Origin of the sequence: Streptomyces inhibens (assembly GCF_003389455.1) — a bacterium.
GTDB classification, from domain to species: domain Bacteria; phylum Actinomycetota; class Actinomycetes; order Streptomycetales; family Streptomycetaceae; genus Streptomyces; species Streptomyces inhibens.
The window spans coordinates 26,644-48,040 of record NZ_QUAC01000234.1 but is presented as its reverse complement, the minus strand read 5'-3'; the positions used below and the strand labels follow the sequence as shown (position 1 = coordinate 48,040).

Below are 21,397 nucleotides of genomic sequence, written 5' to 3'. Positions count from 1 at the left end.
ACAACGCGGGGACGGGCCGGTGGGATGGACGGGTGCTGAAGGATTCTGCGACCGATGTTTTCGAGGAGCACCGGCCCGTGCTGTTCGGGGTGGCCTACCGGATGCTCGGGCGGGTGGCCGACGCCGAGGACGTGGTGCAGGACGCGTGGCTGCGGTGGTCGGGTGCGGATCGGGCGGACGTGCGGGAGCCGCGGGCCTTTCTGGTACGGGTCACCACACGGCTGGCCATCGACCGGCTGCGGCAGGTTCAGTCGCGGCGCGAGTCGTACGTGGGGCCCTGGCTGCCGGAGCCGCTGGCGACCGACTTCGGTAGCGCCCCCGATACCGCGGAGCGGGCGGTGTTCACCGAGTCCGTCACGCTGGCCGTGCTCGTCGTCATGGAGTCGCTCTCTCCGTTGGAGCGCGCGGTGTTCGTGCTGCGTGAGGCGTTCGGCTATCCGTACGCGGAGATCGCTGCCGCCCTCGATCGCAGCGAGGCCGCGGTGCGCCAACTGGCCGGGCGGGCGCGGCGGCACGTGGAGGAGGGCAGACCGCGCTTCGAGGTCGATCCAGGCCGGCAGCGTGATCTGACCGAGCGGTTCATGGCCGCGGCGGCCGGCGAGGATCTGGAGGGGCTGCTGAGTCTGCTGGCGGCGGATGCGCGGCTGGTCGGGGACAGTGGTGGGAAGGCCAAGGCGCCGCTGCGGATCATCGAGTCCGCGGACAAGGTCGCCCGCTTCCTGTTCGGCGTCGCGAAGTCCGCGCCGGCCGGTCTGGAGTTCAGCCTGGTGGAACTCAACGGCGGTATGGCGCTGTTGGCGCATGACGGCGGCGTGCCGGACTCCGTGATCCAGCTCGGTATGGCGGACGGGAAGATCCAGACGGTCTACATCGTGCGCAATCCGGAGAAGTTGGGGTCGCTGGCGGCGAGTTGAGCGGCGGCCCGCAGGCCCGGGCGGGGGCTGGAGAGCACCGGCACGCCGAGAGCGAGGTCGTTGGCCGCGGGCGCCATGGATGCCTGCGCGAGGACGATGACATCGGTGTCCGCTACCGCGCGTGCCGCGGTGGCGACCGTTGCCAGATAGGCGTCGGTGTCGCCGGTCTCGAACTTCTCCCAGGCGCCCTGCACCAGCACCCTCCGCACGCTGATCTCGCGGCCGGCTCGGTCGGCTTCCTCGGCGAGCAGGGACTCGGTGGGCGCGAAGGTGCTCTCCACGGTGGCGAGAACGGCGATGCGCGGACCGGCGGCGACGGCGGCCGCGGCCATCGGGCGGTCCACCCGGAGGACGGGGAGGCCGAGTGCGGCGCCGGCCGTCTCGGCGACCGAGCCGATCGTGGAGCAGGTGCAGAGCACGACCCGTGCCCCGTCGCGGGCCGCTGCCGCGAGCTCGTCGGAGACATCCTCGGCCACGGCGTCGGGGCCCTGCGTCCTTGCGCGGCTGAGGAGTTCGGGGCGTACGAGGTGATGCAGCGCCAAGCCGGGGGCGTCCTCGTCGCGCAGGGCGTCGAAGACCGGGACATGGGCGGACGAGGTGTGCAGCAGGGCGAGCATGGCGGTCAGGGTAGCGAGCGGCGGGGCGGGTGCCGTGGGAGGGGCGGCCGGTGCGAAACCGATGGGGGATTGGTCTTGACCAAGGGTGGGGGCGGCCATATCGTCGGGATACTGCAACAACCTTTAATAAAGAAGCGCTCATAATCGGGCGTGCGTGCGGGCCCGCCTCCCAGGGGCGCAGCCCCGCGGGGTAACGGCCAGTGCGGAGGACAGGGTGGGGACCACGCAGCTCGAAACGGTGCCGGAGCCGAAGTACTGGCACCTCAAGACCGTGCTCAGCGAGGCGCTGGACTCGGAGTTCGCGGTCGGCGAGATTCTGCCCAACGAGCGTGAGCTGGCGGCGCGGTTCGGCGTCGCGCGGGCCACGCTGCGGCAGGCGCTCGAACAGCTGGAGCTCGAAGGCAGACTGCAGCGCCGCCGCGGTGTGGGCACCACGGTCGCACCGCCGCGCGTCGGCGTCGCCGTCGCGCCCGCCCGGCACACCTGGCCCGGCGCCCCCGGTGACGACTGGCAGCCGGTCGACGCCGTCGAGAGCGAGACGGTGCCGGCCGCGGTGGCCCGTCTGCTGGAGACCGCCCCTGGCGACCGGGTGCACATAGTGCGCCGCAGCCGGGTCACGCACGGCCAGCCCGTCGCCGCCGAGCTGCTGTACGTCCCGTCGGACGTGGTCCCCGGCTTCGCCGGGGCGGCCTCGCTCGGCGCCCCGGGTCGCGCCCGTGCGGTCCTCAAGGAGCTGCAGCCGCTGGAGCTGGAGGGCCAGGACCGTACCGTCGAGCTCGGCTCGGCCCGAGCGGAGGACGCCAAGCAGCTGGACCGGCTGCCCGGGGCGCCCGTCCTGGTCGTCACCACCCGCTATGTCTCCGGGGGCCGCACCAGCGCCGTCGCGGTCTCCACGTACCGTGCGGACACCTGCCGTCTCACCTTCGGTGAGAGTGAAGCGGTCTCGCTGCTCGCGGGCTGAGCGGCGCCCTTACGGGCCCACGCCGGGCATTTCGCCGGTGTGGGCCCGTTGCCGTTGTGGCCGCCGGTCAGCGGCGGGCCGTCACCGTGCCCTCCACCGCGAAGAGTTCGCCCTCCACATGGTCCAGCGCGAGCCGCAGCGCCCCGGTGGCGACCGCCGCCTCGCCCAGCTGTGACAGCGCGACCTGCGGCGGGCGCAGACAGTAGCGCGCCAACTCTCCGCGCAGCGGCTCCAGCACGCCGGCCAGCCCCGCTGCCCAGCCGCCGATCACCACCAGCTCCGGGTCGAGCGCCAGGACCAGGGCCGCGACATCATGCACCAGCCGCTGGATGAAGCGGTCCACCGCCTCCCGGGCCGGTGCCTCGCCGTCCCGCGCCGCCGCGAACACCGCGGCGACCTGCGCCTCGTCCAGGGGATGCAGCGGTTTCCCGGTCGTCGACAGCAGTTTCTCCGGCGTCGCCTCGCGGCCGAGCAGATGCAGCGCGCCGATCTCCCCGGCGGCCCCGCCGAACCCGCGGTGCAGCCGGCCGCCGATCAGGGAACCGGCGCCCGGGCTCAGCCCCGCAAGTACGAACACGATGTCGTCGGAGCCGGTGGCCGCGCCCTGCCAGTGCTCGGCCACCGCGGCGGCATTGGCATCGTTCTCGACAAGGACGGGGCAGCGGAACGACCGCCGCAGCCGCTCGCCCAGCGGCAGCCCCGTCCAGCCGGGCAGCGCCGTGCACAGCCGTACGGTGCCCTCCGCCTCCACGATGCCGGGGGTGGCCACACCGACGGCCCGCAGCGAACTGCGGGGCACGCCCGTACGTCGCAGCAGATCGGCCACCACGGCGCGGACCCGCTCCAGCCGCTCGTCGGCCGGTGCGGTCTCCTCGACGGCGCGCTGCGCGGTGTCCAGCACCCGCCCGCTCAGATCGGACAGCAGCGCCGTGATGCGGTGCGGGCCGATCTCGATGCCCAGCAGATGCCCGGCCTCCGTACGGAAGCGGAACCGGCGGGCCGGCCGCCCCTGGCGACGGGTCTCGCCCTCCTCGGCGGGCACCTCGACCACCAGACCGGTCTCGATGAGCCCCTCGACCACGCCCTCGACCGTCGGCCGGGACAGACCGGTCACCTGGACGAGATGGGTGAGCGTGGGGGAGTCCGCCGCGCGCAGCGCATGCAGCACCACCGCGGAGTTGATCCGCCGCAGCAGCGAGGGATCCCCGCCCGTGAGCCGCGCCAACGTCCGTCTCCCTAGCTTTCCGTGTGTGGCGGATCGTAGCCGGTCAGACGGTGTGCGGCGAGCCCTGGAGGGGTGCCGTCGGCCCGCGGTGGTGCGCGGCGTCGCCGGGAAGGGCGGCGTGGGAGGTCAATTGTCAGACCCGGGCGGTTTACTGACGGCATGACGACTGACCGGTATCTGGCCGCCATCGACCTGTTGCGTCTGCGGGAGTTCCCGGCGGAGCGGGGCCGTTCCGCCATGGTCGAGAGCGGGCCGGGCTTCCACATAGCCGGCCTGCGGGTCAGCCAGGAGTTCTGGGACGCGGACCTCGCCGAGGTGGCGGAGGCCGAGGAGGAGTTCGACGCGGAGCTGACGGCGCTGGTGCAGGCGTTGTCCTTACGGTGGGGCGAGCCCGGGATACTCGATCTCGCTTGGCACCTGGAACGGATGGCGAGGGGCATACCGGTCCGGCCGCCGCTGGACACGCTCTGCGGCTATGTCCCGCGGATGCACGGCTGGCGGGTGGCGGGCCGCTGGGTCGGCGTGGGGGTGGGGCAGGGGGACCGCGAGCTGCCCTTTCAGCTGCTGGTGGCGGTGGGGGAGGGGGATGTGGCGGACCCGCCCCGGGGAGGGCCGCCGTCGGAGGAGAGCCCGGGCCGGCTCGGCTAATGCTGGAACGCGGGGGCGAGTGCGGCGGTGGTGAGGCGGCGCGGGGTGCCGGTGCCGTCGGCGGGGACGGTCCACAGGTCGGAGCCGTAGTTGCCCGGTAGGGAGTAGACGAGCGTGTGGTCGTCGCGCCAGACGGCCTGGTCGTCGACGTTGCGGTGTTCGCCGGTCGCGCTCTCGCGCAGGGTGCGCAGATCGAGGACGTACAGCCGCCACGGGGCGTCCGGATCGGCGCCCTGGACGCGCTTCTTGTAGGCGATGTGGGTGCCGTCGGGGGAGAGCGAGGGGCATTCGACGTTGGTGTGCAGCGCCCGCAGGGTTTTGGCGATGCGATCGCCGCGGACGAGATACGTCTTACCGGCGGTGGCGGCGGTGGCGTAGAAGTGGGTGTCGTCGGCGAAGGTGACGCCCCAGACGTTGATGTCGGCCGCGTGGACCGGGTGTCCGTCGACGGCCAGCGCATAGCTCTCCAGGTTGGCGTCCAGGTGCCAGGTGCGGGTGTCGACGAGGGAGGTGCGGGTGGAGAAGGCGGTTCCGGCGTAGGAGTCGCCGCTGACGAAGACGGTCCAGGCGGCGGTGCGGCCGCTGGGGGAGACCCGGGCGCGGGTCGGGGTGCCGGCCAGGTCGTAATGGCGCAGCTCGTGCAGATGGTTGTCGAGGACGATGGCGCGATAGGTGTCGCGGAGCTTGCCGTGCACGGCCTGGAGGCAGATGCCGGTGCCGGAGGCTTGGTAGAAGCGCAGGCAGCGGACGCCGGAGGCGGTCCGCGGGCCGGAGAGCCGGTCCGTCGGGACGGCGGTGATCTCATCGCGGTGCGGGCCCCAGGCCATATTGCGGAAGAGGGTGTGGTGCGGGTCGTCCAGGCGGACGGCTCCGGGGGTCACCGCAGGACCGCCGGTCTGGGTGCGGTCCTTCTGGGCGGCGCGCCCCGCGGCGTACAGGGTCGCGCCGACGGCGACCCCGCCGAGTACGAGGACGGTGGCCAGCAGGATGAGGAGACGTGCGGTGCGGCTCAACGGGGGGCGGCTCACGATGCTTGCTCCGGTGGGGAGTTCAGGGGCGATGACGCACCGACACGGCGGAGAAGGCGGGCGCTGACGGCTGCGGCGAGGGCGAGGCCGATGGCGGCGGCCAGGATGGCGGTGTGGTCGCCCCAGGCGGTCCAGGCGGCGCCGAAGGCGAGGGAGCAGAGGAAGCGAGCGGCGGTCTGGCCGGTCTGGACCACGGCGAGCCCGCTGCCGCGGACGTGCTCGGGCACCGCGTCGGCGGTCGCGGCCGCCAGCACTCCGTCGGTTGCCGCGTAGAAGGAGCCGTGCAGCGCGAGCACGGCACAGACCAGGGCCGCGCCGCCGCTCAGCGGGGCGAGCAGCAGCCCGTAGGCGCACAGCAGCGCCAGATGCCCCGCCAGGAACAGCCGCCGGCGGCCGATCCGGTCGGCGATCGCACCCAACGGCACCGCCAGCAACAGGAACACCGCGGCGGTCCCCAGCGGCAGCAGCGGAAACCACCCGCCGGGCAGATCCAGCCTTCGCTGCAGCGTCAGATAGAGGAAGGAGTCGCTGATGGTCGTCAGACCGAGCAACACCGCACACCCGGTCAGCCGGCGTACCTCCGGCCGGCCCAGCAGCGCGCGCACCGGCATCCGTGGCCCGGCCGGGTCCCGCTCGGCGGTTTCCTCAGCAACAGTGGTTCCCTCAGCAACAGTGGTGCTCTCGGCAACGGCGGTGCTCTCAGCAACAGCGGTTCTCTCGGCAACAGTGGTGCTCTCGGCGGGAGTTGTGCGCTCAGCGGCAGGGGTGCGCTCGGCGGCACGTGCGGCGCGGCCAGGGACGAACAGCAGGAGGACGACTACGCCCAGTACGGCGACGCAGAAGCTGACCGTGAACACCGCGTCATAGCCCTCCGCCGCCACCCGCAGCAGCACGAACGCCACCAGCGGTCCGCACAGCGCGCCCGCCGTGTCCATCGCCCGGTGCACCCCGAACGCCCGCCCTCGGGTGGCCGGTTCGGCGGCCAGGGAGATCATCGCGTCCCGTGGCGCGGTCCGCAGCCCCTTGCCGGTACGGTCCACCGCCAGCACCGCCCCGATCAGCGGCAGCGAGTGCACCATCAGCAACAACGGCTTGCAGAGGGCGGAGAGCCCGTACCCCACCACGGCCACCGCCTTGTGACCGCCGCCCCTGCCCCGGTCCGACAGCCGGCCGCCCACCAGCCGTACGAGCGCGCTCACCCCGTTGTAGAGCCCGTCCAGAACGCCGAACCCCAAGGGGGACAGGCCGAGTTCGGCGACGAGATAGAGCGGGAGCACGGCCGTGACCATCTCGGAGGAGATGTCGGTGATCAGGCTGACGGTGCCCAGGACGAGCACCGTGGAGGGGACGGCGGCCACGGCGCGCCGGCCCGGACGGCGGTCCGGGCCGGGCGGCCGCTCCACCGGGGACGCCGCGGAGGACGAGGCGGATCGGCGGTCTGCGAGATACACGTCAGCTGGCCCAGATGCCGCTGATGTCCTTGGCGTCGGCGGCGTTCCCGGCATGCGAGGTGCCGTACATGTCCTCCAGGGTGCGCAGCACGTCGTAGTGGTTGTAGGTGGTGCCCGAGGTGGACCCGGCCTGCACCGGCTGGCCGTACAGGACGGTCGGGATGCGGTTGCCGCTGAGCCGGTTGTCCTCGTCGAAGGTGACCAGCAGCAGGCTGTTATGGGTCTTGGCCCAGTCGGCGTAGCTCTTGAGGTTGTTCTTCAGCCAGGTGTCACCGGTGGACACCGAGCAGTCGTGCATATCGCTGCAGAGATTCGGTACGACGAAGGACACGGTCGGCAGCTTCGAGAAGTCCGTGGGGAACGCGCCGAAGGTGTGCGCCGAGGAGGTGGAGACGTTGCTGAAGCCGAACCACGGATTGTGCTTCTGGGCGTACTTGCCGCTCTTGCAGGTGGTGGAGCCCTCGGACGGCAGGGACTCGTTGTAGCTCGCCCAGGACTTGCCGGCCGCGGTCACCTCGGAGGCGAGGTTGGGGGCGTCGCTGAAGCCCGGGGTCACACAGCTGTCGTCGGTGACGCCCTGGGTGTCGCCGGAGAAGAGGGCGTAGTAGTTGGGCTGGCTGGGGTGGGTCTCGGCGTAGGACGCGGTGAGGCTGGCGCCGCCGGAGGCCAGGGAGTTGATGTACGGGGCGCCGGAGCTGCCCATCACCTGGTTGTAGGCGTGGTTCTCGAAGACCACCACGACCACATGGTCGGGGGTGGGCACGGCGGCAGTGGCCGCCTCGGCGCCGAAGCCGGTGCCTGCCCAGAGGCCGAGTCCGGTCGTGGCGAGGGCGAACACCCCGGCGAGCGCGCCGACTTTGCGCCGGCGCGAGCGGCGGACGCGGTGCGTGGTGGGGGAGGGCGAGGAGGACGGAGCAGGCACGGGGGCCTCCGTACGGGTGAGGGGGGTGGTACGGGCGGCGATAGCGTAGAACCGCCGCGGTGGCATGTACACGCCTTGTAGATGACGCGTAGCCGAACGGCGGCCGATCGGCCGTATACGGACCCGACTCCAGCGTCCCTCACATACGCCGGACGCGCACCCGCCTCCCGCGCCTCACCCTTCGCCGGGCTCCGCGAACGCCGCCGTACGCAGCCGGCCGTACTCCTCCGCCATCGTCTGCAGCGTCCAATGGGCATTCAGACCGCTGGGGTTGGGCAGCGCCCAGATGCGGGTGGAGCCCAGCGTGCGCTGCTGCGGACCGATCGTGGCGTGCTTGTCGCCGAAGGCGACGCGGTAGGCGGTGACGCCGGCGACGGCGAGCCACTGAGGCCGCAGCCGGGCCACCTTCTCGGCCAGCAGCCGGCCGCCCTCGCGGTACTCCTCGGCGGTCAGCTCATCGGCCTTGGCGGTCGCCCGGGCCACCACATTGGTGATCCCGAGGCCGTGCGCGAGCAGCTCCTCCTGCTCGGCGGGCCTGAAGAGGCGCGGGGTGAAGCCGGCGGCGTGCAGCACCGGCCAGAAGCGGTTGCCCGGACGGGCGAAATGGTGGCCGGTGGCCGCCGTCATCAGCCCGGGGTTGATCCCGCAGAAGAGCACCCGCAGGCCGCTCGCCGCCACGTCCGGGACGAGGCGGTCGCGAGCGGCCTGCAGCTCTTCAGGAGTGAAACGCACGTCAGAGGATCGAGCCCGGGGTGTACGCCGCGGCCTCCGGGTGCTGCTTGGCGATCTCCTCGATCCGGGCGACGACGGATGCCACCTGGTCGGCCGCCGCACCCGTGAAGGAGAGCTTGTCCGCCATCAGCGCGTCCAGCTGCGCCTTGTCCAGCGGGATCCGCGCATCCGCGGCCAGCTTGTCGAGCAGCTCGTTGCGCTCGACGCCCTGCTCGCGCATGGCCAGCGCCGACGCGACCGCGTTCTCCTTGATCGCCTCGTGCGCCTCCTCGCGGCCCACACCGGCGCGTACGGCACCCATCAGCACCTTCGTCGTGGCGAGGAAGGGCAGATAGCGGTCCAGCTCGCGGGCGACGACGGCGGGGAAGGCGCCGAACTCGTCGAGCACGGTCAGGAAGGTCTCCAGCAGGCCGTCCAGCGCGAAGAAGGAGTCCGGCAGGGCGACCCGGCGCACCACGGAGCAGGACACATCGCCCTCGTTCCACTGGTCGCCGGAGAGCTCACCGGCCATCGAGGCATAGCCGCGCAGGATGACCATCAGTCCGTTGACGCGCTCGCAGGAGCGGGTGTTCATCTTGTGCGGCATCGCCGAGGAGCCGACCTGGCCGGGCTTGAAGCCCTCGGTCACCAGCTCGTGCCCGGCCATCAGCCGGATCGTCTTGGCGATCGACGAGGGGGCGGCGGCCAGCTGCACCAGCGCGGTGACCACGTCGTAGTCCAGCGAGCGCGGGTAGACCTGGCCGACGGAGGTGAACGCCTGCCCGAAGCCCAGGTGCGCGGCGATCCGCTGCTCCAGGTCGGCGAGCTTGGACGCGTCGCCGCCGAGCAGGTCGAGCATGTCCTGGGCGGTGCCGACCGGGCCCTTGATGCCGCGCAGCGGGTAGCGCGAGAGCAGGTCCTCCAGCCGGGCGTACGCCACCAGCAGCTCGTCCGCCGCGGTCGCGAAGCGCTTGCCGAGGGTCGTGGCCTGCGCGGCGACATTGTGCGAGCGGCCCGCCATCACCAGCTCGGCGTGCTGGGCGGCCAGCGAGCCCAGACGTGCCAGCACGGCGACCGTACGGTCTCGCATCAGCTCCAGCGACAGCCGCACCTGGAGCTGCTCGACGTTCTCCGTCAGGTCGCGGGAGGTCATGCCCTTGTGGACCTGCTCATGGCCGGCGAGGGCGTTGAACTCCTCGATCCGGGCCTTGACGTCGTGCCGGGTGACCTTCTCGCGCTCGGCGATCGAGGCCAGGTCGACGGTCTCCAGGACCCGCTCGTAGTCGGCCAGCGCCTGCTCGGGAACCTCCACCCCGAGGTCCTTCTGTGCACGCAGCACGGCAAGCCACAGCTTCCGCTCCAGCTTGACCTTGTACTCGGGGGACCACAGCACGGCCAGCTGCGCGGAGGCGTAGCGGCCGGCCAGAACATTGGGGATGCGAGGCTTCGCAGACACAGCAGTCACGTGGTGAGAGTCTACTGGCGGTTCGCGCAGGTCGGCGCCCCGGTCCCGGCTGTGCTTTCCTCCAAGCCGGGACGGCGCAGTCGATCAGCCCTCGTAGGGCAACAGTTCGGGGTGTTTGGCGGGACGGCCGTCCCCCGAGGACCGCCCGGTGAGCCGCCGGGCCATCCACGGCACCAGATGCCGCGTAGCGGAAACCGGGCGAGAGGAGCGAGGTGGGGGTACCCCCGGCCGAAGGCCGAAGGCTGGGGGAGGGCGGCGAGGCGGGCATCCCTCACCGTCCGGCGTTTCCCGCGCGGTGTACGGTCTGTTGTCGTCCCAAGGGCGACGGCAGGCAGCCGAGGAAAGGCAGAGGTGGACGCGCGATGACTCCCCGCCGGGGCGCCGACCCCGACGAGCCGACGTTCACCGAGCGGGCCCGCCGGCAGCAGCTCATCGAGGCCACCATCGAGCTGATCTCCACCCGGGGTTACCCCGCGACCTCGCTGTCCGCGATCGCCGAGCGGGCCGGGCTGTCCAAGGCCGCGGTGCTCTACCACTTCTCCTCGAAGGACAACCTGACCCGGGCGGCGCTGGAGCAGGTGATCGAGCAGTTCAGCGCCTATGTCGCGGAGCGGCTGGCGCAGGCGTCGGGCCCGCGGGAGGCGGTCATCGCCTACGTACGGGCGATGATCGGCTACCAGCAGGCCAACCGCTGCCAGGTGCGCGTGATCACCGAGATGCTGCTCGACGACCACGGCGGCACCCGGCTCAAGACGCCGGGTTCGCACGACACCCACGGCCGCTGGCAGGCCCTCGCCGCACTCCTGACGGAAGGTCAGCAGGCGGGCGTGTTCCGGGAGTTCGATGTGCGGACGGTCGCCCTGGCGATCGGCGGGGCGATCGACGGGGTGATCGCCCACTGGCTGGTCCACCCGGAGCTCGACCTGGACGCAGCGGCCGCGGAGCTGGAGGAGTTCACCCTCAACGCGATCGAGCGCCGGCCCTGACCCGCGCGAAGGCGGGCGCCCGCTCGGGGCGTACGCCGATCCCGCCGAGGTAGCCGGTCACCGTCCGCAGCGGCGGCACCCACCGCAGCAGCCGCATCGGCACCGGCAGCCGGTCGCCGTCGAGCGTGCCGTCCAGCGCGGCACGGATCATCGAGTGCTCGGCCTGCTGGGACTTCTGCACCACGGCCATCGGCAGCTGCCGCCGCTTCTGCACCCGCGCCAGATCCGCCAAGCCGACCGCGCCACGGCACAGCGGCCCGGCCAGGATCCGGGCCGCTGCGACCGCGTCCTGCAGCGCCAGATTGACCCCGACGCCGCCGACCGGCGACATGGTGTGGGCCGCGTCCCCGATGCACAGCAGACCGGGCCGGTACCAGCGCCGCAGCCGGCCGAACGTCACCTCCAGCAGCTTGACGTCGTCCCAGGAGCCGATCGCGCCGGTCACCTCGTCGTCCCAGCCGAACAGCGCGCCGAGCCGGTCCCGCAGCCACTGGATGTCGTGGGTGCGCAGCTGTGCGTCCCGGCCCTTCTCGATCAGATAGGAGGTCTGGTAGTACGTGCCGCGGTCCATGGTGACCGCCGCCTGGCCGCCGCCGAAGCGGGCCAAGACCCGGCCGCTCTTGAGGTCGTCGGAATGGGGGTCCCCCCTGCGCATGGGGGTCCCCCCGCTTGAGCGAAGCCGAGAGTGGGGGAGCAGTTGAGAGCTTGGGGGAGCGTCCACCCGCACCTGCCAGACGTCCATCGGCACCTCGAACAGCTGCTGCCGCAGCCCGGCCGCCTGCCGTACCACCGAGTCCCGGCCGTCGCAGGCGACCGTCAGATCCGCGGCCAGCTCGCCGGGCGCGCCGTGCTCGTCGGTGAAGCGCACCCCCGTCACCCGGCCGCCCTCGGTGCGCAGCCCGGTGACCTCGGTGCGCATCCGCAGGGTGAAGCCGGGCTCCCCGGCGGCCGCGGCTGAGAGCAGGCTGAGGAAGTCCCATTGCGGGACCATGGCGAAGTACTTGTGCCGGCCGGGGATGCGCCGCATATCGCCCATGACGACCGTCGTCCCGCCGATCTGTGCCCGCATCTCCTCCAGCTTGGCGAACGGCAGTCGCGCGAACGCCTCGCCGAGCCCGAGCTCGTCCAGTAGCCGCAGGGTCGAGGGGTGCACGGTGTCCCCGCGGAAGTCGCGCAGGAAGTCCGCGTGCTTCTCCAGGACGGTCACCTCGACGCCCGCCCTGGCCAGCAGCAGTCCCAGCATCATTCCGGCGGGTCCGCCGCCCACGATGCAGCACGTCGTGCGGTCCATGCTTCAGCCCCCTTGTCGCGTACGGATGCGATGACGACCGGCGGGGACGCAGCGCCGGAAGGCATGCATCTAACCGACCGGTCAGCAATCTAACCGATCGGTCAGTCCGTTGTCTTCCGGCCCCCTTGCCAGGGCGCTCGGGCCGCTCAGGCCGGGGGCTGCTGCAGCACCAGCTCCCGGAGCACGTCCTCCATCGTCACCAGACCGGCCAGCCGCCCGTCGTCGCCGATCACCGCGGCCAGATGCGTACTCGATCCGCGCATCGCCGTCAGCACGTCGTCCAGCAGTGTCGAGGCCTTGACGCGGGCGATCGGGCGCAGCGCGGAGACCGGGAACGGCACCTGGCGCGGTATGGCGTCCAGCGCGTCCTTGACGTGCAGATAGCCCAGGATGCGCTGGGTCTCGTCGACGACGGGGAAGCGGGAGAAGCCGGACTCGGCGGCCAGGCGCTCCAGCTCCTCGGGGGTGATCCCCATCCGTGCGGAGACGACCTTCTCGACGGGCAGCACCACGTCCCTGACGGGGCGGCGGCCCAGCTCCAGGGCGTCCCGCAGCCGCTCCTGGGCCCGTTCGTCGAGCAGTCCGGCCTGCCGGGAATCCTCGACCATCTTCGCGAGCTGGTCGTCCGAGAACGTCGCGGCCACCTCGTCCCGGGTCTCCACCCGCAGCAGCTTGAGCAGCCCGTTGGCGAGCGCATTGATCGCGAAGATCGCCGGGCGCAGCGTCCGGGTCAGCGCGACCAGCGGCGGCCCCAGGATCAGCGCGCTGCGTACCGGCTCGGCCAGTGCGACATTCTTCGGCACCATCTCGCCGAAGAGCATGTGCAGATACGTGGCCAGCGACAGGGCGATCACGAACGAGATCGGGTGGATCAGCGTCTGCGAGATGCCCACCGCATGGAACACCGGCTCCAGGATGTGCGCGATGGCCGGCTCGGCAACCGCGCCCAGCACCAGGGTGCACAGCGTGATGCCCAGCTGAGCCGCCGCCAGCAGCGCCGAGACATGCTGCAGACCCCACAGCACACTGGCCGCCCGGCGGTCACCGCGCTCGGCGTACGGTTCGATCTGGCTGCGGCGCACCGAGATCAGGGCGAACTCGGCGCCCACGAAGAAGGCGTTGACGACCAGCGTCAGCAGGCCCACGAAAAGCTGGAGCGCGGTCATCGGCCGGCCTCCGCGTCCTGCTCGGCGGTGCTGCCCGGCAGCGGGGCGTGCAACAGCACCCGCGCGGCCCGGTGGCCGGAGGCGTCCAGCACATCCATCGACCAGCCGGCCACCTCAAGGGTGTCGCCGGCGACCGGTATGCGGCCGAGCTCGGTGGCGATCAGACCGGCGAGGGTCTCGTACGGGCCCTCGGGCAGCCAGAGGCCGATCCGCTCCAGCTGGTCGGTGCGGGCGGCACCGTCGGCCTGGTAGACACTGCGGCCCTCGGCGTCGGTTCCCGCCGGTGCCAGGTCGGGGGTCTCCAGCGGGTCGTGTTCGTCGCGGACCTCGCCGACCACCTCCTCGACGATGTCCTCCAGCGTCGCGACACCGGCCGTGCCGCCGTACTCGTCGATGACCACGGCCATCGTGCGCTTGCCGGACAGCCGGTCCAGCAGCCGGTCCACGGTCAGCGTCGTGGGCACCAGCAGCGGCTCGCGCAGCAGCTCGGAGACCGGGTGGCGGGGGCGGCGCTCGGCCGGGATGGTCAGGACGTCCTTGATGTGTGCCACGCCGACGACGCCGTCCAGGCTGCCGCGGTAGACGGGGAAGCGGGACAGTCCGGTGGCCCGGGTCGCGTTGGCGACGTCCTCGGCGGTGGACTGCACATCCAGCGCTATCACCTGCACCCGCGGTGTCATCACGTTCTCCGCGGTCAGATCGGCGAGATTGAGGGTACGGACGAACAGCTCGGCGGTGTCCGGCTCCAGCGCGCCCTCCTTGGCGGAGTGCCGGGCCAGCGCCACCAGCTCCCGCGGGCCGCGGGCCGAGGCCAGCTCCTCGGCGGGCTCCAGACCCATCCTGCGGACCATGCGGTTGGCGGCATTGTTCAGATGCCGGATGAACGGCTTGAAGGCGGCGCTGAAGCCACGCTGGGCGGTGGCGACCCTCTTGGCGATGCCCAGGGGGTTGGAGATCGCCCAGTTCTTCGGGACCAGTTCGCCGACGACCATCAGCATGACCGTGGAGATCGCGGTGCCGAGCACCAGGGCCAGCGACTCCGCGGCCGCCCGCGGCAGGCCCATCGCATCCAGCGGTCCGGCCAGCAAGGTGGCGATGGCCGGCTTGGACAGCATGCCGATGACCAGGCCGGTGACGGTGATGCCGAGCTGGGCCCCGGAGAGCTGGAAGGTGAGACCACGGACCGCCTTCAGGGCGCTGTCCGCGCCCCGGTCGCCGCGCTCGGCGGCGCGTTCGAGGTCACTGCGCTCGACGGTCGTCAGGGAGAACTCGGCCGCGACAAAGACACCACAGGCCAGGGTCAGGAGGAGCGCCACGCCCAGAAAGAGCAGGTCGGTCATCGAGTCACCTCCGTCCCATGATCGAACAGGATCGGGAGGTTCGCGCTATGTCGGGAGGGTGCTCGACAACTGGGAGGCTCGCCCATGGCTGGACGCTCACACACCTTTCACTCGGGGAGGGGAAACACCATGGTAAAGGATCAGCAAAGTCGGTGGTAAGTGAGGAGCCGCCCCTCTGCGGGGCGGGCTCCTGGGGTGCCGGTGCTCAGTCAGCTCGGTCGACCAGATGCTTGACCCAGCGGCTCCACTGCGGCTCCGGCGCGTAACCCGCCGCGCGCCACGCATGCCGGGCCGGCTCATTGCGGTCCAGCACCATCGCGTCGCCGCGCCGGCCACCCGGCGCGAGGAACCGCTCCTCGGCGGCCGCCGGCAGCGCACCGCCGATGCCCTGCCGGCGGCGCTCGGGGTGCACGGCCAGCCGGTAGAGATGGCACCGCCAGCCGTCGAAACTTGGCTGCTCACAAACATCCGTGCCCATGCTTACAGAGGCTTGACCCAGCGCCGCCAGTGGTCCTCGCGGCGGTACCCAGCCGCAGCCCACGTGTGGTGTGCTCGCTCGTTGGCTTCCAGGACCATGGCGTCGACGCGTCGCCCGCCCAGGGTGGCGAAGCGTTGTTCTGCTGCTTCCAGTAGGGCGGTGGCGACGCCTTGCCGGCGGCAGTCCGGGTGTACGGCCAGTCGGTAGGCGGAGCATCGCCATCCGTCGAAGCCGGCTATCACGGTCCCCGTGAGGGCGCCGTCGCGCTCTGCTAGGAGCAGGGCTTCGGGGTCTCTTGTGACGAGTCGGGCCACTCCGTCGTAGTCGTCGCTGATGCTCGTTCCTTCCGCGGCTTCGCGCCAGAACTGCAACACCGTGTCGATGTCCGAGAGGGTGGCACAGCGGATGTGGAGATCGCTCATGGGGCGAGCCAAGCAGAGCGCCGGCCTCTTCGGCGAACGGTTTCCGTGCCGAGGAACGAGCTTGGTCCAGGCGCAAACAAGCTACGCGCCCGCCAGATCCAGACAGAGTCCTGCCGCGTCGGACTGGGCCTTGGGCAGCCGGCCGCCGAAGTTGCACGCCAGCGGCCCACTCGGGCTGAACGCCTTGGTCCTGTGGACGACTCGCTCCATCGACGTCGCGGTTGCCCAGCTCCGCGCCGAGGGCCGCGAGATCCGGACGAGGACGTGGCACGGCTGTCCCCGCTCAAGCACACGAACCTCAATGTCCTAGGTCGATACAGCTTCACCGCCTCCGTACCACGCGACGGGCTGCGGCCCCTGTGTGACCCGGACGCGGTCGGCCTCGACGACGATGACGAAGGCCGGGGGGAGTGAGCCGGGCACCGGGGGCTTCGATCGCACGTTGTGGGGCGATCCAGCGGCGACTGGACGGTCCGCATGGCCCTGGCCAAGCAGGACGAACGGGAGGCGTTCCGGGGGTTCTACAGGTCCCGCGATGAAGCGCCCAATACGCTGTTGCGAGCACGGATCTATGAAGCCCGGCACCGCGGCTCTGTTCGACCGGAACGCTAGCGCCTCGGAAATACCGATGGAGTGCACGACAGTTACAGGGCGCTCGCCGAGATCCTGACGGCCCTCACCTGACGCACAATCAGCGCGGAGTCGGATGATCTGATTTGCGGGCATCTTGATCGGGGCGATGCACGGCATTGGCAGCGGCGGAAATGGTCCGGCTGCTGGCGGGGGTGAAACCAGTCCTACGAGCTCGTAACGCGATCATGGTGAAGGACTGTCGAGTTGTCTCCAGCAGATCAGTCCGCAGGCCGGCGAGGCTAAGGCCGTTGCCAGTGGACTGCGAGGCGCCTGAACTGGTGCGCGACGGTCTGCTCGACGACGTACCGCAGCTTGTCGAGACCGACGATGTCCGGCGCCCCCTCGGTGTTACCGTCGCGCCATGTCCAAGATCGAGATAGACGTGGTGACCGCCGAGTTCTTCGATGCCTTTGACAACCGGGGCGGCAAGGCTGCCGATGTGGCCCGGATCCGCCGGCTGATGCTTCCGGGTGGCGTGATCGTCAAGACCGGCCCGGAGTTCACGGTCTACACCATGGACGAGTTCATCGAGCCTCGCCAGCGGCTGCTGACCGACGGTCGGCTGGTCGAGTTCTCCGAGTGGGAGACCTCCGAACGGACAGAGATCGCGGGCGATATTGCGTCGCGGTTCGGCGAGTACCGCAAGTCCGGGATCTTGGATGGTGAGCCGTTCGAGGGAGGCGGGACCAAGACCATCCAGTTCGTCCGTACCTCAGAGGGCTGGCGGATCGCAGCGTTGGCCTGGTACGACCACTCCTGACCACAGGGGCGGTCGGCTGCGGCTCATCAGCTTGGGTTGATGTGGTGCGTCGAACCGGGCTCAATCATCCTCGGTCGACACGGTATATCGAGCACCTTGACGGCCGGGTCGCCCCCGCCCCCGGGAACGTGGACACAGGGTGCCATGAGCTCGTAGCAGGGTCATGACCGGTGCTTCTTGAGGCGTCGCCGGCAGATGAGGCCGCAGGCCACGGAGACGAAGGCGTCGTGGAGTTCCGGGCGGCGTTCCCAGCGGACGTCGAGGCGTTTGAAGTGGTGGAGCAGGGCGTAGGTCTGCTCGACGACGTAGTGGAGCTTGCCCATGCCCTGGATGTTCGGGGCGCCCTTGCGGGAGGTGACGGGCAGGATTCGGCGTTTGCGCAGCTCTTCGCGGTCGGGGTGGGAGTCGTGGTCCTGCCCCCGAGCGGGGCGTCGGGACGCCTGCGGGGGCGCCCGGGGCGGCCCGTCACGGGCGGGGTGCCGTCGACCAGGGCGAGGGTCTGGGTGACGTCGTTGACGTTGGCCGTGGTGAGTTCGGCGAGCAGGATGCGGTGGAACTGGTCGAAGACGCCTGCTTGCTGCTGCCGGTCGAGGCGCCGCTAGCAGGTCTGTGATCCCGACTGGAGCCCCGAGACGTTGGCGTCCGAGACTCTCGCCGCACTGGATCTCTCGCCCTCACAAGCCAGTGCTCTCGCCGGCCGCTGGCGTGACCTGGCCATCGAGCAGATCCGCGAGCTGCGGCGGCACAAGAACCTGACGGCCCATCTGGACTGACTCGTCAACCACATGGAGCCCAGCCCAACACGGGATCAACTTCTCATCTGGGCGGAGCTCCGCCGACTCCTGTCCTGACCGGCTGCTGGCCGATCAGACGCTGCACTGCGGTCCCCAACTCGAAGTTCAGAGAAGCTTGTGTCAGATGCTCACTCCTTCGACCGGACCTGGCTCAGCGGACACGACTTGCCGACGTCCGCGACAACCTGATCGCCCGCATCGCCGAGGCCGAACGCGAAGGCCGGCTCGGCGAGGTCGAAGGGCTACGGGTCAGCCTCGCTGGGGCAGAAGAGAAGATTGCCCAGCTCGATGCCCGCCAGCAGCGCAGGTCATCGAAGGTGTTCCTCGGAGTCCCCTCGTTCGACCAAATCGGAGCTCGAACGGCGGTGAGCCCTGATCATGAATCGACGCCTGGAGCCTGACGGCTCCCCGTCCGACAGGTTGGATGCGCTCATGTGTTTGGCCAAACAGCCCCTGTCTAGGCTTTGCGGGCGAGCAGTTGAATCTCCTGGAACTGCCGTCGGTCGGTGGGCTGAGGCTCGCGAACCATCCGGGCCACCTCGGCCAACCCGGACTTGCGCAGCATCGCGGCGAGGTGATCAGGCCACCACCGATAGGCCGGCGCGACTGTGTGATCGAAGATCTGCGTGGGGTGAGACGGATCATCGCTTGCCGAAAAGCCGACCAGAAGGTGGCCGCCAGGTGCCAGCACGCGATGGAACTCGCCCAGGATGACGGGGAGTTCCTGCGGCGGCGTGTGGATGATGGACCAACGTGAGAGTACGCCGCCCAGCACGCCGTCAGCGATGTTCAACGCGGCCATCGAGCCCACGTCGAACCGCAGGCCCGGATAGGCCTGTCGAGCCAACTCGATCATCGCAGGAGAGGCATCAACACCAAACGCCGCCAGCCCCAGCTCGTCCAGATAAGCGGTGATATGGCCAGGCCCACACCCCAGGTCCGCGACCTGACCGTCCCCACTCGCACTTACGACCTCGGCGAAGGCACCCAAGATCCCGCGGTCCAGGGGACTGTCACGCAGCGTGTCGCGGAACAGCTGCGCATAGGTGGAGGCAGCAGCGTCGTAAGCCTCGCGGGTGGCACTGAGGGCATCGTGTTCGACCATGCTCGCGACAGTAGTTCCTGGCCCCGAGGCGAGCCGAGAGAATCACGATCTTCCCTCCCGCCCGTTCGCCCGGGCTATCGCTGGTTCAGAGAAGCATGCATCCGATGTCCGATGCTCCGAGTCGACCCGCAACAGCGTCGGCGTCGGAAGAGATCATCCGCAACCTCGGTGACCGCATCGAGGAGGCACGCGTCAACGGCTGGCTCGGCGAGGTCCAAGGGCTCCAGATCAGCCTCGACGCCGCCCGCAACAAACTCGCATCACTCGACCGACTCACCCGCACTCGCAACCGCACAGTCACTCTGGGATAGCCGGCCCGGATGCGGTCGGTCAGCAGATGGGTGGTGGCACGGTCGACGAACGGGTGGACGGCGGCGAGGGCGGTCAGGGCGAGCCCGATCCACATCACCGCCAGGAGCCTGCGGCGTCGCCGTGCCGAACGTGCTGCGGTCATTCCTGCTGCCGTCTCGACTCTCCCGTCCCGGGATCCTTGCCGGCTTGGTGAAAGCGACTCTCTCCGGCCCGGTCAGCCGTACATCGCCACGCGGTACAGAGTCGCAAGCGCGTCGTCGATGGGATGGGGCTGCGGCTTGCCGGAGGAGTCGAGCCTGTTCCACCTCTGCATGTTCACCGCGACCGCCATCTGCCGCTTGCCGTCGGCACGGGTCATGGCCAGCGCTCCACCACCCCAGACCGTGCCGCCATGGCCCCAGAAGGTGCCCTGACCGGGTCCCTCCATCGGGTGCAGGCCGAGGCCGTAGTCGATCGTCCTTCCCTCTTGGGAGACGACCGGGACAGTGCGTTGCATCTGCGCCAGCGACGACGGGCTGACGATCTCCCCGGCCAGCAGCATGCCGTAGAAGCGGTTGAGGTCCGCGACGGTTGATATCAGCGAGGCCGACGGCCCCACCCATGACATGTCGTAGACGCTGTAGTCGCGCGGCGGGTCGATCATGCCGAACCACGCCTCGTAGAGCTGCGAGTGCGGCCCGGTGACGTACGGTCCGGCGGGGAGTTCGGTGTCCCGGAGCCCGGCGCGCTCGATGACGTTCCGGGTGATGTACCGCTCGACCGTGGTGCCGGTCGCTTGTTCCAGGAGTTGGACGAGGAGCAGGTAGTTGGTGTTGGAGTACACCCCCGGCGTACCGCCCGGGGCGCCGACGGCAGGTGCGGTGACCCCCATCTCGATCAGTTCAGTGGGGTCGAACCGCGTGAGCCGATGGTCGTCCAGGCTCTGGGGTCCGGTGTCCGCGAGGGCGGGGTACGCCTTGAGGGAGGGGTAGGCGTACGGGAGGTACTCGGCGAGGCCGCTGGTGTGGTTGATCAGCATCCGGACCGTGATCGCGTCACCGCGTTCTCCGGGAACCAGCTTCGGAAGGTACCGGCCGATCGGTGTGTCGAGACCGATCTGACCGCTCTCGACCTGCTGCAGGACCGCGGCGGCAGTGAAGGTCTTGGTGATGCTGCCGACGCGGTGCCGCATGCCGGCGGTGACGGGGCGGCCGGTGGCGACATCGGCGACCCCGGCGGCGCCGCGCCAGACCTGGTCGCCGTCTCGCACCTCGGCGAACAGGCCCGGCATCCCGGCGCGGTGGACGTTTTCGATGGCTGCGTTCAGCGCCGCGGAATCCAGTGGGTTCTTCACGTCATGCGTCCTTTCGTATTCCCCGGGGTGAGCTCCGCATCGGTCGCCTGACCCGGATAACAGGGCACGAGTGGCATGCCGGCCCGCCCGGCATGCTCATGTCCTCATTATGCACGCGGTGCGTGCAACGCCAAGTGCATAGGTTAGGCTGAGATCTGGCGAGAGGAGCAAGATGGCAGGTCGAAGGCGTTGGTCGACCGAAGAGATCCTGGATGCGGCGGCGGAGCTGCTGCGCACGAGCGACGCGGATTCGTTCAGCGTGCGCAAGCTGGCCGCGGCCCTCGGGACCGATTCCTCCAGCCTCTACCGGCACTTCCGCAGCAAGACCGAACTGCTGCGCGCGGTCGCCGACCGGATTCTCCTGGCCGCCATGGACGGCCACCGCGCCGAGGGCGACTGGAAGCAGCGCATCACGGCCCTGGCCCTGCGCGTGAGAGATGCCTTCGGTCAGCAGCCCCAGCTCGCCGCGGTCTGGGGACGTTACGCGTCAAGCGGCACCGGTTCCCGGCTGGTCATGGAAGAGGTGCTACAGGCGCTGCGCGAGTCGGGACTGCCCGACGAGGAGATCCCGGTGCGCTACCACCGGATCGCGGTCCTCATCGCCGCATTGATCGCTTCCGAGGCCGGGGCCGGCGCGGTCACCCCGGAAGAGCACGAACAGGGCTTGGAGCTGTTCCGCGTGGCGGTACTGGGCGCCGACCCCGAACACTTCCCGGCCCTGGCCCACTTCGCCCGCGACGTCCGCCCCCTCGGGGCGGACCGCCGCGCCGCATTCGAGGACATCCTCGCTGCCCAACTCGCCCAAATCGAAGCCGCAATCTGCTCGAGCTAGCCG

General features: G+C 70.5%; 24 protein-coding genes and 1 pseudogene. 9 read left to right on the top strand and 16 right to left on the bottom strand.

Features of this window, described 5'->3' with window-relative positions:
• Positions 1-32: 32 nt before the first annotated feature.
• Entirely contained in the window at positions 33-914 is an 882-nt protein-coding gene (locus tag DY245_RS30010; protein ID WP_128510334.1) for an RNA polymerase sigma-70 factor, read from the top strand.
• On the opposite strand, the gene DY245_RS30005 is transcribed toward DY245_RS30010, so the two are convergent.
• Complete coding sequence (locus DY245_RS30005) at positions 866-1,531, bottom strand: aspartate/glutamate racemase family protein (RefSeq protein WP_128510333.1); 666 nt, start codon at positions 1,529-1,531, stop codon at positions 866-868. The two genes, DY245_RS30010 and DY245_RS30005, sit on opposite strands and share 49 nt — an antisense overlap.
• Positions 1,532-1,745: 214 nt before the next feature.
• On the opposite strand from DY245_RS30005, the gene DY245_RS30000 reads away from it, so the two are divergent.
• Entirely contained in the window at positions 1,746-2,492 is a 747-nt protein-coding gene (locus tag DY245_RS30000; protein ID WP_128510332.1) for a GntR family transcriptional regulator, read from the top strand.
• Positions 2,493-2,559: 67 nt separating this feature from the next.
• Here DY245_RS30000 and DY245_RS29995 read toward each other — a convergent pair whose 3' ends face one another.
• Positions 2,560-3,717 (bottom strand): ROK family transcriptional regulator, encoded by a 1,158-nt coding sequence (locus tag DY245_RS29995; RefSeq protein ID WP_128510331.1) that lies wholly within the window; start codon positions 3,715-3,717, stop codon positions 2,560-2,562.
• Positions 3,718-3,876: 159 nt separating this feature from the next.
• Here DY245_RS29995 and DY245_RS29990 point away from each other — a divergent pair, with 159 nt between their 5' ends.
• Entirely contained in the window at positions 3,877-4,365 is a 489-nt protein-coding gene (locus tag DY245_RS29990; protein WP_128510330.1) for a hypothetical protein, read from the top strand.
• On the opposite strand, the gene DY245_RS29985 is transcribed toward DY245_RS29990, so the two are convergent.
• From DY245_RS29985 to purB, 5 genes are all read right to left on the bottom strand, one after another.
• A complete protein-coding gene (locus DY245_RS29985; protein WP_128510346.1) occupies positions 4,362-5,378 on the bottom strand; it encodes a TolB family protein in 1,017 nt (338 codons plus the stop codon). The two genes, DY245_RS29990 and DY245_RS29985, sit on opposite strands and share 4 nt — an antisense overlap.
• Positions 5,379-5,389: 11 nt before the next feature.
• A complete protein-coding gene (locus tag DY245_RS29980; RefSeq protein ID WP_128510329.1) occupies positions 5,390-6,844 on the bottom strand; it encodes an MFS transporter in 1,455 nt (484 codons plus the stop codon).
• 1 nt (position 6,845) lies between these two features.
• The gene (locus tag DY245_RS29975) at positions 6,846-7,766 is read right to left on the bottom strand and encodes an alkaline phosphatase family protein (RefSeq protein ID WP_181923940.1); all 921 of its coding nucleotides are present in this window, start codon (positions 7,764-7,766) and stop codon (positions 6,846-6,848) included.
• A 174-nt stretch (positions 7,767-7,940) separates the two neighbouring features.
• On the bottom strand, positions 7,941-8,498 hold the full coding sequence (mug, locus tag DY245_RS29970) for a G/U mismatch-specific DNA glycosylase (protein ID WP_128510328.1): 558 nt from the start codon (positions 8,496-8,498) through the stop codon (positions 7,941-7,943).
• 1 nt (position 8,499) lies between these two features.
• Entirely contained in the window at positions 8,500-9,933 is a 1,434-nt protein-coding gene (purB, locus tag DY245_RS29965) for an adenylosuccinate lyase (RefSeq protein ID WP_128510344.1), read from the bottom strand.
• Positions 9,934-10,304: 371 nt separating this feature from the next.
• On the opposite strand from purB, the gene DY245_RS29955 reads away from it, so the two are divergent.
• Complete coding sequence (locus tag DY245_RS29955; protein ID WP_128510327.1) at positions 10,305-10,928, top strand: TetR/AcrR family transcriptional regulator; 624 nt, start codon at positions 10,305-10,307, stop codon at positions 10,926-10,928.
• On the opposite strand, the gene DY245_RS29950 is transcribed toward DY245_RS29955, so the two are convergent.
• From DY245_RS29950 to DY245_RS47635, 6 genes are all read right to left on the bottom strand, one after another.
• On the bottom strand, positions 10,903-12,219 hold the full coding sequence (locus DY245_RS29950; RefSeq protein WP_128510326.1) for an FAD-dependent oxidoreductase: 1,317 nt from the start codon (positions 12,217-12,219) through the stop codon (positions 10,903-10,905). The two genes, DY245_RS29955 and DY245_RS29950, sit on opposite strands and share 26 nt — an antisense overlap.
• A gap of 146 nt (positions 12,220-12,365) precedes the next feature.
• On the bottom strand, positions 12,366-13,385 hold the full coding sequence (locus DY245_RS29945; protein WP_128510325.1) for a hemolysin family protein: 1,020 nt from the start codon (positions 13,383-13,385) through the stop codon (positions 12,366-12,368).
• The gene (locus tag DY245_RS29940; RefSeq protein ID WP_128510324.1) at positions 13,382-14,725 is read right to left on the bottom strand and encodes a hemolysin family protein; all 1,344 of its coding nucleotides are present in this window, start codon (positions 14,723-14,725) and stop codon (positions 13,382-13,384) included. The genes DY245_RS29945 and DY245_RS29940 overlap by 4 nt, the downstream gene beginning before the upstream one ends.
• A gap of 205 nt (positions 14,726-14,930) precedes the next feature.
• Complete coding sequence (locus DY245_RS29935) at positions 14,931-15,203, bottom strand: GNAT family N-acetyltransferase (protein ID WP_425329456.1); 273 nt, start codon at positions 15,201-15,203, stop codon at positions 14,931-14,933.
• A 2-nt stretch (positions 15,204-15,205) separates the two neighbouring features.
• A complete protein-coding gene (locus DY245_RS29930) occupies positions 15,206-15,625 on the bottom strand; it encodes a GNAT family N-acetyltransferase (RefSeq protein WP_128510323.1) in 420 nt (139 codons plus the stop codon).
• 81 nt (positions 15,626-15,706) lie between these two features.
• Positions 15,707-15,835 carry a hypothetical protein gene (locus DY245_RS47635; protein ID WP_280525013.1) on the bottom strand — a complete coding sequence of 43 codons (129 nt, stop codon included), beginning with the start codon at positions 15,833-15,835 and terminating at the stop codon, positions 15,707-15,709.
• Between DY245_RS47635 and DY245_RS47980 the strand changes: the two are divergent.
• Both DY245_RS47980 and DY245_RS29925 read left to right on the top strand, forming a co-directional pair.
• Positions 15,789-16,039, top strand: a pseudogene (locus DY245_RS47980) (Tn3 family transposase); the annotation flags it as partial. The gene DY245_RS47635 and the pseudogene DY245_RS47980 sit on opposite strands and share 47 nt — an antisense overlap.
• Positions 16,040-16,619: 580 nt before the next feature.
• Entirely contained in the window at positions 16,620-17,018 is a 399-nt protein-coding gene (locus tag DY245_RS29925; RefSeq protein ID WP_128510322.1) for a nuclear transport factor 2 family protein, read from the top strand.
• Positions 17,019-17,179: 161 nt separating this feature from the next.
• Here the strand turns inward: DY245_RS29925 and DY245_RS44785 are convergent, their stop codons facing one another.
• Positions 17,180-17,341 (bottom strand): hypothetical protein, encoded by a 162-nt coding sequence (locus DY245_RS44785; protein ID WP_181923938.1) that lies wholly within the window; start codon positions 17,339-17,341, stop codon positions 17,180-17,182.
• Positions 17,342-17,653: 312 nt separating this feature from the next.
• Between DY245_RS44785 and DY245_RS44780 the strand changes: the two genes are divergently transcribed.
• The gene (locus DY245_RS44780; RefSeq protein WP_181923937.1) at positions 17,654-17,791 is read left to right on the top strand and encodes a hypothetical protein; all 138 of its coding nucleotides are present in this window, start codon (positions 17,654-17,656) and stop codon (positions 17,789-17,791) included.
• A gap of 478 nt (positions 17,792-18,269) precedes the next feature.
• Here DY245_RS44780 and DY245_RS29910 read toward each other — a convergent pair whose 3' ends face one another.
• Positions 18,270-18,917, bottom strand: a complete 648-nt coding sequence (locus DY245_RS29910; RefSeq protein ID WP_128510320.1) for a class I SAM-dependent methyltransferase — start codon at positions 18,915-18,917, stop codon at positions 18,270-18,272.
• A gap of 104 nt (positions 18,918-19,021) precedes the next feature.
• Here DY245_RS29910 and DY245_RS29905 point away from each other — a divergent pair, with 104 nt between their 5' ends.
• On the top strand, positions 19,022-19,228 hold the full coding sequence (locus tag DY245_RS29905) for a hypothetical protein (RefSeq protein WP_220377966.1): 207 nt from the start codon (positions 19,022-19,024) through the stop codon (positions 19,226-19,228).
• A gap of 215 nt (positions 19,229-19,443) precedes the next feature.
• Here DY245_RS29905 and DY245_RS29900 read toward each other — a convergent pair whose 3' ends face one another.
• Positions 19,444-20,562 carry a serine hydrolase domain-containing protein gene (locus DY245_RS29900; RefSeq protein ID WP_128510319.1) on the bottom strand — a complete coding sequence of 373 codons (1,119 nt, stop codon included), beginning with the start codon at positions 20,560-20,562 and terminating at the stop codon, positions 19,444-19,446.
• Positions 20,563-20,734: 172 nt separating this feature from the next.
• Between DY245_RS29900 and DY245_RS29895 the strand changes: the two genes are divergently transcribed.
• A complete protein-coding gene (locus tag DY245_RS29895) occupies positions 20,735-21,394 on the top strand; it encodes a TetR/AcrR family transcriptional regulator (RefSeq protein WP_128510318.1) in 660 nt (219 codons plus the stop codon).
• Positions 21,395-21,397 lie beyond the last annotated feature (3 nt).